The sequence below is a fragment of the Candidatus Omnitrophota bacterium genome, assembly GCA_026387175.1.
Lineage (GTDB): Bacteria > Omnitrophota > Gorgyraeia > 2-01-FULL-45-10 > 2-01-FULL-45-10 > CAIMPC01.
This window is the reverse complement of the sequence record JAPLME010000010.1, coordinates 133,253-148,569: the sequence shown is the minus strand read 5'-3', so window position 1 is coordinate 148,569 and position 15,317 is coordinate 133,253. Positions and strand designations below refer to the sequence as shown.

Genomic DNA, 15,317 nt, shown 5'->3' with positions numbered 1-15,317 from the left:
CTATTTCTCCTTTTCTGTATATTTACGATCGGCCTTGTTATAAGATTCGATATTTCCTATATCGTGCCAGTCTTCAAGAAACCTGAACCCGTAAACCTTATCTTCTTTGCTCAGCCAGCCTATATAGTAGCCCGGCGCATCTAAATTAGAGTGCATTTTAACATATTTCTGAATAAATGGAAGTTTATTTTTCGGAAAATAATATATGCCGGTCGATACAAGGGACGATTTCGGCGCTGGCGGTTTCTCCTCAAAATCAACGATCACATTGCGCTCATCGATCTTAACGACCCCGAAATTTTTAGCGAGAGTCACGCTTCCTATATCATACAATGCCACCGAAACACCGTTATTGGCCCTTGCGAATTTCATGAAGCGCGCCAGGTCCAGTTCGAAGAGGTTATCTCCCGCGACAACGAGTACGTCGTCATCTATAGCATTATCCTTTATGACAAGAGCCATATCCTTTATGGCGCCCAGGCGGTTATCATTAGTGGTAGAGCCGTCGTTTATAATCGATATCTTGTCTTTGATAGAGACGGTCCCGAGCCATTCATCGAACTTACCGGTGAACCTGTCATTTGTAACGACGTAAATTCTGTCCCAACCCTCAATACGGCGGGCATTATCGAGTATGCGGTCGATAATGGTTCTGCCACCGACCGGCAGAAGCGATTTCGGCATATTCAGGGTGAGCGGCTGTAATCTTACGGCATAGCCTGCGGCTAAGATTATAATTTTCATCTCTTCGCCATCTCTTTCTTTAAATAAGCTATCCTCTCTACCGGTGTCGGATCGCGTTTATTTAATATCGCAAGATAGTAACTTACGTAATCGCCTATATATATTAAGGAGAAGATCCTGGCCAGTAAGCCCGTCCCACGGGAATTGACCTCGATAACCTTAACGCCCAGGCCGGATACTATCTTCTTAACGATCTCCATCCTCTTCGCGACCCTGGGATTATCATCCCGGTCTTTCAGCATAATGACCGCTAAATCCTTCAGCGCCTTTTCAGGACATTCCCAGCCGACGATCTCGTTGTGCGTCATCTCAGGGAATAGATTGCTGGAGGCGATCGTTTTCGCGTTCTCCGCCAGCTGGCCCCTCCACCGGGTGGTGACCGCGTCCAGATGGTCCGCTTCCGAATATATAACAGGGATCTTTGAATGGATATTCCGCGCTATATCTTTAGCCAGGTTCTTAGGCGCGCGCACAGCTAACCCGATGCTCGTCTTCTCAAGCTCTTCCAAGCCTTTTATAGCCTCTCTTATATCCTTTCGCTTGTCACTGATCACACCTATTTTAGAAAGCACGGTTATAAGAGTAAAAAAAGAGTACCCTATCGCGGCACGCGGCTGAAGGCCCGGAGGCACTATAATGACCGGGATCGACCGGCGCTCGGCGAGGCCCTTCAGAGCGCCGCCGGATGTTATCATTATTATACGAGCGCCTTTAGTTACGGCGTCTTTAAACGCGCTTATAGTCTCCTCCGTATTTCCGGAATAGCTGGAGACTATTACGAGCGAGTCCCTGCCCACGAAAGCGGGCAGTTTATAATTCCTGTTAACGAATATCGGCGTCCGGGACTCATCCGCGGTATATGACCTGGCTATATCGGCGCCTATCGCGGATCCGCCCATGCCCGTGCATACTATATTCCGGTATTTTATTTTAAATGAATCGGGGATATTCGAAAGGAGACCTATCTTTTCCGCGTCGCGGCACTGCTTTGGGAAGCCCTCGATGACGGAAACCATGCCGGAGCGGTCATACTTCTTTACAGCGCTTAAACTGTCCAGGCCTATCATGAAATCTACCCTAGTTCCGCCGCTATATCCGGCACTATCTCCATGAGCTTCTTCTTCGCGTAGGCCTCAACCTCTTTACCGGTAGAAAGGGCAAGAGCCCCTTCCGCCACCTCTTTGGCCTGGCTGATAGTTACGGACCTTACTACGCGTTTTATCTCAGGCGTCGCTATAGGCGAGGTGCTAAACTCATCGAGCCCCAGGCCGAGAAGTATTATGGTCATGATTATATCGCCTGCCATCTCTCCGCACATTCCCACCCATATCCCGGCCTCATGGCCGTTCTCGACAACTTTTTTTATCAGGCGCAGTATCGCCGGGTGAGTGGGCTCGTAAAGATAAGCGATCTTCTCATTAACGCGGTCCACGGCCAGAGAATATTGTATAAGGTCATTGGTGCCTATAGAGAAGAAATCGGCCTCTTTGGCTAATATATCGCTCGTTAAAGCGGCGGACGGCACCTCTATCATGGCGCCCACCTCTATATTTTCGTCGTATGCCAGGCCCTCTTTCTTAAGCTCTTTCTTCGAGCTTTCCAGAAATGCGTTGGCCTGTTTCAATTCTTCGATACCGGATATCATCGGATACATGACCCTGAGCTTCCCGTATGCGGAGGCCCTGAGTATCGCCCTTAGCTGAGCATTGAATATATCCGGCCGCGCCAGGCAGAACCTGATGGCCCTCCACCCGAGAAACGGGTTCATCTGCTGCGGGACATCGAGCTGTGAAAGGAACTTGTCGCCGCCGAGGTCCATCGTCCTTATGGTCACGGGGTGGGGTTTCATCTTTTTCGCTACGGACGAATATGCCCTGAATTGTTCTTCCTCGGTCGGCAGATCCTTGCGGTTCATATAGAAATACTCTGTCCTGTAAAGGCCTATACCTTCAGCGCCATGGGCCATTACCGAAGGCACGTCTTCCGGGACCTCGATATTCGCGGCCAGCCCTATCTTCTTTTCGTCCAGAGTGACGCATGGCAGGTCCTTCAGTTCCAGCAGGTGCTTCGCGAAAGTGGCGAATTTTTCCCTATCCTGCTCATACTTCTTCATCGTCCTGGGAGCGGGGTTCACCACCACGATACCGTGAGTGCCGTCGATTATAATCTCATCGCCCGACTCCACCTTCTTCGTCAATACTTCGAGGCCGACGACGGCCGGTATCTCAAGAGATTTCGCCATAATGGCGGTATGGGAGGTCCTGCCGCCTATATCGGTGGCAAAACCTTTCACATTCTTCTTATGCATCGTGGCGGTATCGGAAGGCGAAAGGTCATATGCTATCACTATGACTTTTTCCTTAAGGTTGCCCAATACGTCTTCCTTGGCGCCTATAAGATTGCGCAGTATGCGCCTTCCGACGTCATTTATATCGCTTATGCGCTCTTTGAGGTATTCGTCATCCATCTCCGAGAAGACTTTTATGTAGCGGCGAAGGACATCCTGGAAGATATACTCTATCGAGAGCTTGTCTTTTTTAAGCTTGGAGACGACCTCCTCTATCAGCATGCTGTCGTCTATTACAAGGAGGTGGGCGCTGAATATCTGGGCATGTTTCGCGCTCATCTCTTCGGAGATACGCTTCTTTATATCGAGGATCTCGTTCTTCGTCTGGATGAGAGCGTCTTTAAAACGCTTTAACTCGTTCGGTATCTGCTCTTCTTTTACGGCGCGCCGGGCAATGGTGTACTGTTCCCTTCCATAAAGAAAGGCCTTGCCGCTCACTATGCCGGGAGAGGCCGGAATACCTTTAAGTATAGTCTCTTTCTTTTTCATAAAGTCTTTATACCACCAATTCGTCGATATCGTCCGAAACGAGCAGGATCTCCAGCTCTTTCATGGCCGCTTCCGCGTCATCGCCGTTTATGATCATAGTCACCTTGGAGCCGCTTCCCGCCTCGAGCATCATTATCCCCATTATGGACTTGCCGTTCACTTTATGCCTGCCCTTGGAGATCGTGATCTCGCTATTGAACTTATTGGCTATCTGCACAAATAGCGCGGCAGGGCGAGCGTGCAAACCCTGTTTATTTTTTATGGTAATCACTTTTTCTATGATCATGCTTATAGAACCTTATTTCAATTTTTCTCTTTTTTCAAACTGCCTACGAGATCCACTATGATCTTAGCAAGCCTTACCGAATCATGCCTGACGTAATCCTTAGTGCTTATTATATGAGCCTCTACAGCCTTGACCTTCAGTTTCTTCAGGTTTTCGATATCGGCTGCCACAGGATAAGAAAATTCGCCCTCATATTTTTTCAACATCTCCTGCGATATCCTCGCCGTATTGACTATGCAGTAATTAATAATGCCCGGAGCCGTATGGTCTATTATCGCCCTCAGGTGATCGCTGGCTTTATAGCCGTCGGTTTCGCCTTTCTGGGTCATTACATTGCAGACATATACCTTTATGGCCTTCGACGACATCAGCTCTCTATATATATTGCCGACCAACAGGTTAGGTATTATGCTCGTATACAAGCTGCCCGGCCCGAGCACAACGGCATCGGCCTTGCGTATGGCGTCTATCGCCTCAGACGTGGCGCGGCAATTGCCCGGCCTTAACGATATCCGCTTTATGGGCCTGTTCGCTTTGGGGATATCGCTCTCTCCGATCGTCTCATGCCCATCGGCATGCTCGGCTACCAGCACCGCCTTATCCAGCGTGGACGGAACCACGCTTCCGCGTATCGCAAGCACCCTGCTCGATTCTTTGATGGCCGCGTCGAAACTGCCGGCGACCTTTGTCATGGCCGCTATGAAGAGATTCCCGAAACTGTGCCCTTTAAGGCCGTCGCCCTCTTCGAAACGAAACTGAAAGAGCTGGCCCATCAGCGGCTCGGAGTCCGCCAGCGCTACCAGGCAGTTGCGAATATCGCCGGGCGGCAGCATATTAAAATCTTTTCTGAGGCGTCCCGATGATCCGCCGTCATCGGCTACCGTAACTATCGCGGTGATGTTCGACGTATATTCCTTAAGGCCGTGGAGCATGGTCGAGAGCCCTGTGCCGCCGCCTATCACCGTAATGCGCGGCCCTCTCTCGAGCACCCTCTTCAGGTAGATCCTGTCAACGAGCTCACCTTCGCGCTCCGGCAAAAATACGGTTATGAAAGATTTGATTATCCTCTTTATCCCGGTCACTACCGTAACGATACCGATAAGTATGATGGTCGTGGCGTATAGTTTGCTTTTGGGGTTCTGCTCCAGGAGCATTACGACAAACCCCATCGATATCATGATGATGCCGAATACGGAGAGGAGTATCCATCTCTTTACCCACATGCCGGGGTAGAGCCACTTAAAAGCTTTTAATATCCTCACCGGACAACTCTCCCTATCGCAATACCCAGGTTAAATATCCAACTATCTCTAGATTTAAAAAATTCCGTAACCGACTTAATACTTCTTGGAATCTTCTTCCTGGATTATGCGAAGTATATCTTTTTCGTCTTTTGATTTCTTAAGAAGCTCCCTGAAGTACTTATCCTTAAGCATCCTGGAGATCCTGGCAAGCGCTTTCAGGTGAGGGCCGGCCGACTCTTCCGGCGCTATAAGCAGGAAGAATATATAGACCGGCTCGCCGTCGAGAGAATCGAAGCTGACCCCCTTACGGGAGAGCCCGAACGCGGCGACGAGGCTTTTAACGCTCTGGGTCTTAGCGTGAGGTATTCCTATACCCTGGCCTATTCCCGTGGAGCCGAGCGACTCTCTGGTGAGCAGAGCCTTTACAAGCTCTTCTTTATTTTTAATATTTTCTGCCTTGGCGAGAGAATCGACGAGTTCCCTTACTACCCCATCTTTATCCGTCGCCTTAAGATCGGCAATAACCGCTTTTGTGCTCAAAAAATCCATTATCTTCATTCGTGCACTTCCTCCTTAGCTTTCTTAAATATCAAGCGCAAAACCGAATTTCTGCGCTGTAAAATGGAGCGGCGGAAGGGGTTCGAACCCTCGACATCGACCTTGGCAAGGTCGCATTCTACCACTGAATTACCGCCGCATTAAAGCCAAAACTTAAATTACACCTTTTTGGTGCCCGCACCAAGAATCGAACTTGGAACCTTGACATTAAGAGTGTCCTGCTCTGCCAATTGAGCTATGCGGGCAAAGCCTGCTGCATTTAGGGGTTGATTATATCAAAATAGGTAATCAAAAGCAAGTAAAAGGGCTCGCTATATTTAGCGAGCCCTTTTGTCTTGCGATCGCGGAGGGTTTACTGCTTTTTCTGAACTGGAATAGCTCCCTTCGGCGCACTTGCCATCTGCCCGGAGACTGTGTAATTCTCCCCATTCCCTTTTAGCTCAATTTGAGTTTCTAAAGTTTTCTGCTGGCTAATTTCTGTATTATTCGGTTGAAGCGTTACAGTCGGAGCTGATGCGGTCGGCCCGGGAGACGAATTGAGGTAGGGCCCGATTGGCGCCGATGGGCTTTGAGGCGAATCAGGATTCTTCGTACTCAGCGGCGAATTAATAGTCAGCTTATCCTGGTTAAGATAAGGTCCGGGAGAACGTATAAGCTGGGGTTCACCAGTTCCTATGACAACCCTTATTTTTATTGTTTCGCCGTTGGCCAACTTGAAGTCGAAAAGTACACTTGCACCATTCTTCTCGATGTTCCAATTTGTAAGATTCGGATCTTCGCCGTAGTTTTGATGCAAATAATTGACGGCATTAGCATACAGGTCTATACCGTTAGCGTTGTTTTTGCAGGAAGCCAGCTTTGTAACGCTGGTTTCTCTGTTGTATTCATATTTAAGGGTAAACTGCGACGTGCTAATATTAAAGCAATATATGTTTGTGTTCCACCCGCCAGCCTTGCCTTCATATTTATATTGTATGAAGTTTATGTGCACGTCCGCGATATCCGTACTTAGCTTCTTAGATACATCGTTACGCACCGCCATCACTAAATCAACCATAGTCCGATCAATCGCAATATACCCTGTGCTTAAGTTAACGGTTACTGACATAATAATATCGCTGCTGATCGTGCTGTCAAAAATATTAAGTTGAAGCTCGCCATCCTTTATAATCCAGTCTTTTACCATAAATTTGGATGAATCGCCCCACTTTATATTAAACAGATTGCCTAATTGCTCTCTAGCCTTTTCCACATAATCTCTTCCCGTGTTATTATCAATGAAGGACCTCAAGGAGATACCTTGCCAGCCCGGCAGCCCGGCATAGTGATAATCATATTGCATTTTAATCGTGTAATTATCGACCCTGAACGTCAAGCTCATCACGACTTCATAGGAGGCGGCATACAGGATCGCGAAATCATTTGTATACACTTTTCCTATATCATCCAAGCCCATGTGCGACGCTACGTTCTGTCTTGTTTCGAGGACAATGGTGGCGCAGCGCCAGTCGCCCATCGTTCCAAAGTATGCTACACCGGTATCCCGGTTAACATGGAAGCCGATCTCTTTTCCCATAATTGAGTAGCCAATATAAAAAAGAGGCGCTCCATCCGCCGCAATGCCATCAACGTTAATCATATCGACAATATGCACTGTCTCAGCGTTAAAATATTCTTTCATCATTTCGTTTGCGGACATAACCCATTCCTTGAGTTTTGGGAACGTTGTGCTAACAACACCGGTAACCGAATTAACCGTTACCAGTATTATATAGTCCGGTTTATAAAACTGTTCCCGATTGAGCGCGAATTTGAAAGATATGTTGCCGCTAGTAGAAACTGCCCAGCTAGCTATCGGAAAATCACTTGGATTCAAGAATCCCGATAGGTAATCAACGGCCTTCTTGAGAACATCGACACCGGTAGTCCGATCCACAATGGATAAGGGCTGCATATGCGTGGTAAGGGATTTCTGTGAGTACATAAATGCTATGTCAAAATTATTAACCCTTAATGATATACGGTATGCGATACCTGCGAGATTATTGGAAACATCTTCTATCCCATTTACATGGACCGTTCCTATTTCCACGCCCGTATGGAGTGCAGCGTTCGCCCGGGCAGCGGTCAATGCATCCTGTATACGTTGATCTATTGATGCTTTAAACGTAAGTTTATTTACATACACATTAATTACGGAACCATTCGGGATTTTGAATACATACATGATAGTATCTGTACCCATAGGTTTTGTGCCTACAAGTTTGTATGAATCGGGATTTACCATACTGGCAAGATACTGTGTTGCCACAGCGTAAGGATCGATACTCTTGATCGGTGTGATGATAGCACCTTTAACTCCAATTTTAGCACCCTGCAATTTTATATCCGGCGCTACCTTCACAATCGACGTTTGCTGTTTCTTCACAATGTCACTACTGTTCGCGGCAAAAGCCGGCATTCCTACCAACACCACAATTGCAAGGCATATCAAGATCGCTATTAGCTTTTTCATTTTATTATCCCCTTATACTTTTTAAAACTATAATATAACAACCGAAAAAATATCTGCCTGAAAATACCTGAATTCCAGACAGTATCTATAGAATCTCTTCTACCTACATATAAGTATACATGAAAAAAGAAGTGATGTCAAACATACATGATAAACTTTTTTATATGCTAACAGGGCTGGCAAGTGCAGACATTTCTGATAGCGAATCTGTTAAATCTAAATGGTGCGGACGGAGAGAGTTGAACTCTCAAGCCCGAAGGCACACGGTCCTAAGCCGTGCGCGTCTGCCAATTCCGCCACGTCCGCCTGCAAATTTTCTATATCTAATATGGCGTGCCTGGCAGGACTTGAACCTGCAACCAACGGGTTCGAAGCCCGCTACTCTATCCAGTTGAGCTACAGGCACGCGAAAATCGGATTTCGTATATTATATAAAATAATTCTTGACAATACTACATAATAATGGTATCTTTACACACGTGGTAAATGGTTATTCAGGTATCTTACACCGGGAGGATGCACTACTAACCTCGCGGTTTTTTTATTAATATCTGACATTTACCTCAATTTGAACGGAAGGAGGTAGTTAGCAATGGTAAAAGGGAAAGTGAAGTGGTTCAACGACGCAAAAGGTTACGGCTTTATCACTCCCGAGAATGGCAAGGATGTATTCGTACATCACAGCGCAATTCAGGGTGAGGGCTTTAAGACGTTAGCCGAAGGTCAGGAAGTCGAGTTCGAAATAACTCAGGGACCAAAAGGCAAACAAGCCACGAACGTAACAAAGCTGTAATTGCTGTAATATAGCGGCAAAAAACAGAAAAACAGAGCAGGCGTAAACCTGCTCTGTTTTTTTATATTAATTTCTATTTCTATTCTTATTTACTGCTGCAGACGACGGGGTGCGAAAGGGCGGTCTGAAAGCTCATGCCCTTCAGATGGGCATGGCAATAGACCTCATGATTATAAATGCTCAATATCTGTTCGCACTGACGGACCCTGCATTTCCTTCTCCTGGATGAAGTTCTGATCGTTTTCATATTAAACATTGTATCACGCTTTACCGCAATAAGATACATAATATTTAAATGATTTTGATCTTTTTACGCCTGCCGTATACTACTACAATAAGCGTCAGGGCGTAAGCGATTATTCCTATAGATAGGGAGATCAGCGCATATCCGGCAAGGATGGGCATTAAAATTTTATACACCCCCAGGTCCAGGAGAGTTGCCCAGTGAAAATCTTTTATCAGGAGGGACCAGTCATTCTTAAGCGCCTGATAGCTTACGCCGGTGATAACAGCGCCGGTTCGCAGGGATAACAGGAATACGGGTATGCTCAGCCAGGTATTGGTGAGTATGCTTCCTAATAGAGCGCTAGCGCGGTTTACCCTGAATAGAAGAGCGAGAGCCAGCGCCGCGATCGGGCCGGTGCCCGGAAGGACCCCCATAAATACGCCCAACCCCAGGCCCAACGCTATCTTTTGCGGAGTGTCATTTATCCTGAATATCTTGAGATATACGGCCTTTAAGAACCTCGATATCACGATCATCACCGGCTTATTTACCATCTATAATTTCTCCGGATGGTGCCTCATCACTTCAGCCTGGACCAGATATATCACATCCTCGGCGATATTGGTCGTATGGTCGCATATCCTCTCCAGGAAGCGCGCTATCAATAGAAGCTGTACCGCCCTCGGAGCCGTGGAGCCGTCTTTTGACAGATATCCCTCAACCAGCTCCTTCTGTATCTCGTTACGGAGCCGATCCGCTTCGGGATCGGAGAGAAGGACCTGCCTGGCCAATTCGATATCGCTCTTTACGAATGAATCTATAGCTGTCTTGACCATATTTTGGGCTATTGCCGCGAGTTTGGGTATATCGATCAAAGGTTTTAGGAGCGGCTTGTCGACGATCTCCAGCGTACGCTGCGCTATATCCACGGCTATGTCGGCTATCCTTTCCAGCTCGGAGTTTATCTTCATCCCTGTGGTGATAAAGCGCAGGTCCTTGGCCATCGGCTGATACCGGGCTATCAGGTCGATGCACTTTTCGTCTATAGCCAGCTCCAACTCATCGACTATCCTGTCATTGTCTATAACGCCCCTGGCCAGAGACTTATCCCTGTTTTTCAAGGCTTCGACCGATTTATAGATGGCTCCCTCCGCGAAAGAGCCCATCTTTAGCAGCTCCTGCTTCAGCTCTTTCAATTCCTGATCAAAATGCCTTTCCATACACCCTCCTATCCTTATCCATATCGTCCCGTTATATAATCTTCCGTGCGCTTGTCCTTAGGCGCCGTAAATATGTCTTCCGTCCTCCCGAATTCAATCAGCTCTCCCAGCAGCATGAAACCGGTATCATCGGAAACGCGCGCCGCCTGCTGCATGTTATGCGTGACTATTATAATAGTATACCTTGTTTTCAGCTCGCGCATCAACTCTTCTACTCTGGCGGTCGCCTGCGGATCGAGCGTAGAGCATGGCTCATCCATTAAGAGCACGTCCGGTTTGACAGCTATGAGCCTGGCGATGCAGAGCCTCTGCTTCTGCTCCAGCGATAATCCGAGCGCCGGATATCCAAGTTTATCCTTTAATTCATTCCATAACAGCACACTCTTCAAACTCGTCTCCACGATCTCATCCAGCTCGTCGCGCTTGACGCGCTCGGCATGGATCTTTTCGCCGAACGCTATATTCTCATACACCGATAGCGGAAACGGGTTCGGACGCTGAAAGACCATTCCTACCTTTTTGCGCAATTGCACGAGGTCGGTGCCGGGGCTTATTATATTTTCATTGTCTATCGATACTTCACCTGATACGCGAACGCCCTCGATCAAATCGTTCATCCTGTTGAAAACCCTTAGGAGCGTGGACTTGCCGCATCCGGACGGGCCGATTATCGCGGTAATCTTCTTCTCGTCGAACGAGGAGGCGATATCCTTCAGGGCGTGGAAAGACCCATACCACAGGTTCAGTTTGTTTGTCGTTATCTTTGCCATTAACCGAATTTCCCTCTGATATAGTCGTCCGTGCGCTTATCTCTCGGTACGGTAAAGATCCTGTCTGTCGTATCAAGCTCTATAAGTTCACCGCTTAAGAAGAATGCCGTCCTGTCCCCCACCCTCGCCGCCTGTTTGACATTATTGGTCACGAGCACTATCGTGTAACGCTCTTTGAGCTTAACCATAGCATCCTCTACCTTGGCGGTGGATATGGGATCGAGACCCGAGCATGGTTCATCGAACAATATGACCTCCGGCTCGACGGCAAGCGTCCTGGCGATACACAGGCGCTGCTGCTGGCCGCCCGATAATTTAAAGGCCGACTCATCGAGCCTCTCCCTCACCTCTTCCCAGAGATACGCTTCCGCCAGCGCCTTCTCCGCCCTTTCCAGCAATTCTTTTTTATTATTTATTCCATGCATCCTCATCCCATAAGCGACATTTTCGAATATAGATAATGGGAGCGCCAGCGGCAGCGCGAATACCATGCCCACCTTTCGCCTCACCAGACCTGCGTCCATCTTCTTTATATCTTTGCCTTCGAATATTATTTCACCGCCGCGCTTAAAATCGGACTCCATGTCGCTGAGACGGTTCAGCGTCCTTAAGAATGTGGTCTTACCGCTATTGGAAGGCCCTATGATGCTCAGGATCTCATTGGACCGGATCTCCATCGTCACCTGCCGCAAGACATGGGCGGAACCGAACCATATATTAAGATCTTTTATATTGAACTTTACCATTTCTTCAACTTTCTGAAGCGGTAACGTATGATAATAGCTATCAGGTTCATGAAGAGAACCATCGCTAAAAGGACGAGCGCTGTCCCGTACCTTATCTTCTCGTCCACATTTGGCACCTGCGTCGATATGACGTAGAGATGATAAGGCAGAGCCATCGCCTGGTCAAATATCGAGTCCGGAAGCTGAGGGAGATAGAACGCCGCTACTGTGAACAGGATGGGCGCCGTCTCGCCCGCGGCCCTTCCCAGGCCGAGTATAGTGCCCGTCAATATGCCCGGAATAGCATTCGGCAGGACTATGTGCCTGATGGTCTGCCACTTGCTCACGCCCAGAGAAAGGCTCACTTCCCTGAAAGACTGAGGAACGCTCTCCAGCGCCTCGCGGGAAGTGGTGATTATAATAGGTAATATCATTATGCCCAATGTTAGCGAACCCGAAAGGATCGATGCTCCGAATTTGAAGAATACGACGAAGAGCGCAAGACCGAATAGCCCGTATACTACCGATGGCACGCCGGCCAGGTTAACGATGGCCAGCCTTATGAGCCGGTTGAGAATATTATCCTTCGAGTATTCGCTTAAATATACGGCCGCCAGAAGCCCTATCGGTAGAGCAAAGAGAATGGCGCCGGTGACTAAATAGAGTGTGCCGACTATAGCAGGAAATATTCCGCCCGCGCGCATGCCCTGCCGCGGTATGTCGGTGAGGAACTGCCAGCTCATAGCAGGCAGGCCCTTCTGGATAATGATAACCACTATAATGCCGACGGGCACCACTATTAAAAGCGTCGCCAGGAATAGCAGGGAAAAAGCTATCTTCTGTGTTCTGTGAGGGTTTCTCATTCTGTAACCTTTATTATCTTCCGGATGTAGGGGAGGTTTAAACCTCCCCTACATAATATTGTGGCTATTGCCGTTTATGTAAAAATAGATCCGCGGTCGCATTGATCGCGAAGCTGATAACAAATAGCACTATGCCGATAGCAAATAGCGCAAAGTAATGTTCGCTTCCTACCACCGCCTCACCCATCTCAGCCGCGATCGTGGCTGTAAGGGTCCTAACGGGAGCCAGGATACTATTTGGGATCACCGCGGCATTGCCCGTGATCATCATGACGGCCATGGTCTCCCCTATCACCCTGCCGATGCCCAGCATGACGGCCGCGACTATGCCGCTCGACGCCGCCGGAAGCATCACCCGCCATATGGTCTGCCAATGTGTCGCTCCGAGGGCAAAAGCGCCTTCTTTATAATTTTTGGGTACAGAATATAACGCGTCTTCGGCTATCGAAACGATCGTCGGCATCGCCATAAAGGCAAGCATAATTGAGCCCGATAAAGCGGTAAGTCCGGTCGGTAAATGGAAAACATTCTTTACCAGAGGAACAAGCGTCACGATGCCTATGAACCCCAGGACGACACTCGGTATAGCGGCTAACAATTCTATTCCCGCCTTAAGCACCTCTTTGATCTTCAAGGGCGCGATCTCAGCAATATAGATAGCACAGCCTATTCCTATAGGAATAGAGATAATAGCGGCACCGAAAGTTACGAGGAGAGATCCAAGTATGAGGGGCAATATCCCGAGCTGGGGAGGTTCCGAGATGGGATACCAGCTCTTGCCGAACAGAAATTTCAAAGGCCCCACGATATTAAATAACGCGAGGCCTTCTTTTAAGAGGAAGAGAAATATCAATACGACAAAGAATATCGAGGCCAGCCCGCAGACGAGGATAAGTTTCTCGATAATGAATTCTTTGGTTTTACGCATAGCCATTATTTTTTGACAGGCACAAAATCGGTGGCAAGGACGATCGCCTGGCCTTCCGCGGAAAGCGAATAATCTACAAATTTTTTAACGAGCCCACTGGGAACCCCATTAGTGTAGAGGAATAGCGGCCTCGATATGGGATATTTTCCGTTCAGGACATTTTCTATTACAGGCTCGACATATTCCCCACCTGCGTCTTTGGCAATAGCTACCGGCACCTGCTTCTTAGATATATACCCCATACCATAATACCCTATAGCATCGGGGTTACCTGCAACCTCATCGGCTATCGCTTGTGAAGACGAAAGCATCAGAGCGCTGGATGAGAATTCTTCTTTTGATTCAGGATCGTTCTTCCTTAATACATGCTCTTTGAAGTAGACATGTGTCCCGGAATTCACTTCACGCGAGAGCACGACTATCTTCTTATCTCTGCCGCCAAGCTCTTTCCAATTAGTTATCCTTCCGCTGAATACTCCGGCAAGCTGGTCCAGCGTAAGCTTGTTAACCGTGTTAGACGGGTTTACCACGACCGCGAGGCCGTCTAACGCGACTTTTATCTCAGTGGGATTTATCCCTTTTTTTTGCGCTATCGCGACCTCTTTCTCCTTAATGTTCCTGGAACTCATGGCTATATCGCATGTGCCGCTTATAAGGCTCGAAAGCCCAGTGCCTGAGCCTCCTCCGGTAACCGCCACGAAGTCGCCGGGGTTCTTCTCCATATACTTTTCCGCCCATGCCTGGCCGAGATTTACCATCGTATCCGATCCTTTTATCTGTATCGAATTTTTATTCGACGCGGCAAAGGCAGAAGACACAAATATAAAGACCGTTAATATCGTAATCATTCTTTTGAACATGTTATCTCCTCTTATTGATAATCAGAATGTCGCTTTAATATTAAAACCGAGTATATTGGCGTCTGTCCAGAGTCCTGACTTCTTGGTACTCTGCAGCATGTAGTAAATATCCCCTCTTACGTTCTTTATTAAGTCCATCGAGACTCCGGCGGCAAACCTGTTCCTGCGAAATTTGATGTCATTCAGGGGGACAAATATTTCGTCGGAAACATACGGCTGGATCCCGAGCGGCGTAAATTTCCACGGAGCTTTTACGGCCAGTTTGTTTCTATACTCGATAATATCTTCCCTGTAATCATAGTACAGTTTAAACTCAAAGCGATTTCTATCTTCAATTTTGAATCCGTAAAGCTCGTATTTTGGGGTAATGCATAAGTTCGGCTGGTACTCCGGCTTGAACTTCCCCTTCTCTCCTTCATACACCTGACGATAACCGATGCTCGTGGTCAGGTACTTATTGAAATCATATGCCAGACCGGCATCGTAATGCTGATAATAGAGTTCGCTCGCGTTCTTACCGTAGCGGAACTCTTCTTCGAAAATTAACTTTGTCCCCTGCTTCAGATTTACGTCCTGGGCCTCGTTGTGCCATATCTGAAAATCGCCGTCCTTATAAGCGTAGGCGCGGCTTGCGACGAACAGCATAAGAGCTGCCGCTAAAAACTTAAACTTCTTCATACTCTCTTCCTTTCTTTTGTTTTCGAAAAGAAGTATACAACATGGATGTTAAATCCGCTTCAAGGGAAAGT

Annotated in this window: 17 protein-coding genes and 4 tRNA genes; 1 reads left to right on the top strand and 20 read right to left on the bottom strand. The window is 47.7% G+C overall.

Annotated elements, in window-relative coordinates; all coding sequences use genetic code 11:
* The 11 genes from NTY76_05920 to NTY76_05870 form a co-directional block, all read right to left on the bottom strand.
* On the bottom strand, window positions 1–744 hold the full coding sequence (locus NTY76_05920; protein ID MCX5678627.1) for a nucleotidyltransferase family protein: 744 nt from the start codon (window positions 742–744) through the stop codon (window positions 1–3).
* Complete coding sequence (locus NTY76_05915) at window positions 741–1,811, bottom strand: bifunctional phosphoglucose/phosphomannose isomerase (protein ID MCX5678626.1); 1,071 nt, start codon at window positions 1,809–1,811, stop codon at window positions 741–743. The genes NTY76_05920 and NTY76_05915 overlap by 4 nt, the downstream gene beginning before the upstream one ends.
* A gap of 5 nt (window positions 1,812–1,816) precedes the next feature.
* Entirely contained in the window at window positions 1,817–3,562 is a 1,746-nt protein-coding gene (gene ptsP / locus NTY76_05910) for a phosphoenolpyruvate--protein phosphotransferase (protein MCX5678625.1), read from the bottom strand.
* A 25-nt stretch (window positions 3,563–3,587) separates the two neighbouring features.
* A complete protein-coding gene (locus NTY76_05905; GenBank protein MCX5678624.1) occupies window positions 3,588–3,866 on the bottom strand; it encodes an HPr family phosphocarrier protein in 279 nt (92 codons plus the stop codon).
* 17 nt (window positions 3,867–3,883) lie between these two features.
* Window positions 3,884–5,128: a YvcK family protein gene (locus NTY76_05900; protein MCX5678623.1), complete on the bottom strand. Its 1,245-nt coding sequence runs from the start codon at window positions 5,126–5,128 to the stop codon at window positions 3,884–3,886.
* A gap of 75 nt (window positions 5,129–5,203) precedes the next feature.
* Window positions 5,204–5,668: a PTS sugar transporter subunit IIA gene (locus NTY76_05895; protein MCX5678622.1), complete on the bottom strand. Its 465-nt coding sequence runs from the start codon at window positions 5,666–5,668 to the stop codon at window positions 5,204–5,206.
* Window positions 5,669–5,732: 64 nt separating this feature from the next.
* A tRNA-Gly gene (locus NTY76_05890) sits at window positions 5,733–5,807 on the bottom strand.
* 30 nt (window positions 5,808–5,837) lie between these two features.
* Window positions 5,838–5,913: transfer RNA gene (locus NTY76_05885), tRNA-Lys, on the bottom strand.
* A 107-nt stretch (window positions 5,914–6,020) separates the two neighbouring features.
* Window positions 6,021–8,183 (bottom strand): hypothetical protein, encoded by a 2,163-nt coding sequence (locus NTY76_05880; GenBank protein ID MCX5678621.1) that lies wholly within the window; start codon window positions 8,181–8,183, stop codon window positions 6,021–6,023.
* Between the two features lie 221 nt (window positions 8,184–8,404).
* Window positions 8,405–8,489: transfer RNA gene (locus NTY76_05875), tRNA-Leu, on the bottom strand.
* A 23-nt stretch (window positions 8,490–8,512) separates the two neighbouring features.
* Window positions 8,513–8,589, bottom strand: a tRNA-Arg gene (locus NTY76_05870).
* 186 nt (window positions 8,590–8,775) lie between these two features.
* Between NTY76_05870 and NTY76_05865 the strand changes: the two genes are divergently transcribed.
* A complete protein-coding gene (locus NTY76_05865) occupies window positions 8,776–8,976 on the top strand; it encodes a cold-shock protein (GenBank protein MCX5678620.1) in 201 nt (66 codons plus the stop codon).
* Window positions 8,977–9,061: 85 nt separating this feature from the next.
* Here NTY76_05865 and NTY76_05860 read toward each other — a convergent pair whose 3' ends face one another.
* The 9 genes from NTY76_05860 to NTY76_05820 all read right to left on the bottom strand — a co-directional run bounded on the left by NTY76_05860 (window position 9,062) and on the right by NTY76_05820 (window position 15,246).
* Window positions 9,062–9,223, bottom strand: coding sequence for a hypothetical protein (locus NTY76_05860; protein ID MCX5678619.1), 162 nt, complete (start codon window positions 9,221–9,223; stop codon window positions 9,062–9,064).
* A gap of 44 nt (window positions 9,224–9,267) precedes the next feature.
* Complete coding sequence (locus NTY76_05855) at window positions 9,268–9,756, bottom strand: DUF2062 domain-containing protein (GenBank protein MCX5678618.1); 489 nt, start codon at window positions 9,754–9,756, stop codon at window positions 9,268–9,270.
* Complete coding sequence (gene phoU / locus NTY76_05850; GenBank protein MCX5678617.1) at window positions 9,757–10,422, bottom strand: phosphate signaling complex protein PhoU; 666 nt, start codon at window positions 10,420–10,422, stop codon at window positions 9,757–9,759.
* Between the two features lie 14 nt (window positions 10,423–10,436).
* Window positions 10,437–11,192 carry a phosphate ABC transporter ATP-binding protein PstB gene (gene pstB, locus NTY76_05845; protein MCX5678616.1) on the bottom strand — a complete coding sequence of 252 codons (756 nt, stop codon included), beginning with the start codon at window positions 11,190–11,192 and terminating at the stop codon, window positions 10,437–10,439.
* A complete protein-coding gene (locus tag NTY76_05840; GenBank protein MCX5678615.1) occupies window positions 11,192–11,938 on the bottom strand; it encodes a phosphate ABC transporter ATP-binding protein in 747 nt (248 codons plus the stop codon). Before NTY76_05840 ends, pstB begins: the two co-directional genes overlap by 1 nt.
* On the bottom strand, window positions 11,932–12,780 hold the full coding sequence (gene pstA, locus NTY76_05835) for a phosphate ABC transporter permease PstA (protein ID MCX5678614.1): 849 nt from the start codon (window positions 12,778–12,780) through the stop codon (window positions 11,932–11,934). The genes NTY76_05840 and pstA overlap by 7 nt, the downstream gene beginning before the upstream one ends.
* Before the next feature lie 64 nt (window positions 12,781–12,844).
* Window positions 12,845–13,708: a phosphate ABC transporter permease subunit PstC gene (pstC, locus tag NTY76_05830; protein ID MCX5678613.1), complete on the bottom strand. Its 864-nt coding sequence runs from the start codon at window positions 13,706–13,708 to the stop codon at window positions 12,845–12,847.
* 5 nt (window positions 13,709–13,713) lie between these two features.
* Entirely contained in the window at window positions 13,714–14,568 is an 855-nt protein-coding gene (locus NTY76_05825) for a phosphate ABC transporter substrate-binding protein (GenBank protein ID MCX5678612.1), read from the bottom strand.
* A 21-nt stretch (window positions 14,569–14,589) separates the two neighbouring features.
* Window positions 14,590–15,246 carry a DUF2490 domain-containing protein gene (locus NTY76_05820; GenBank protein ID MCX5678611.1) on the bottom strand — a complete coding sequence of 219 codons (657 nt, stop codon included), beginning with the start codon at window positions 15,244–15,246 and terminating at the stop codon, window positions 14,590–14,592.
* Window positions 15,247–15,317 lie beyond the last annotated feature (71 nt).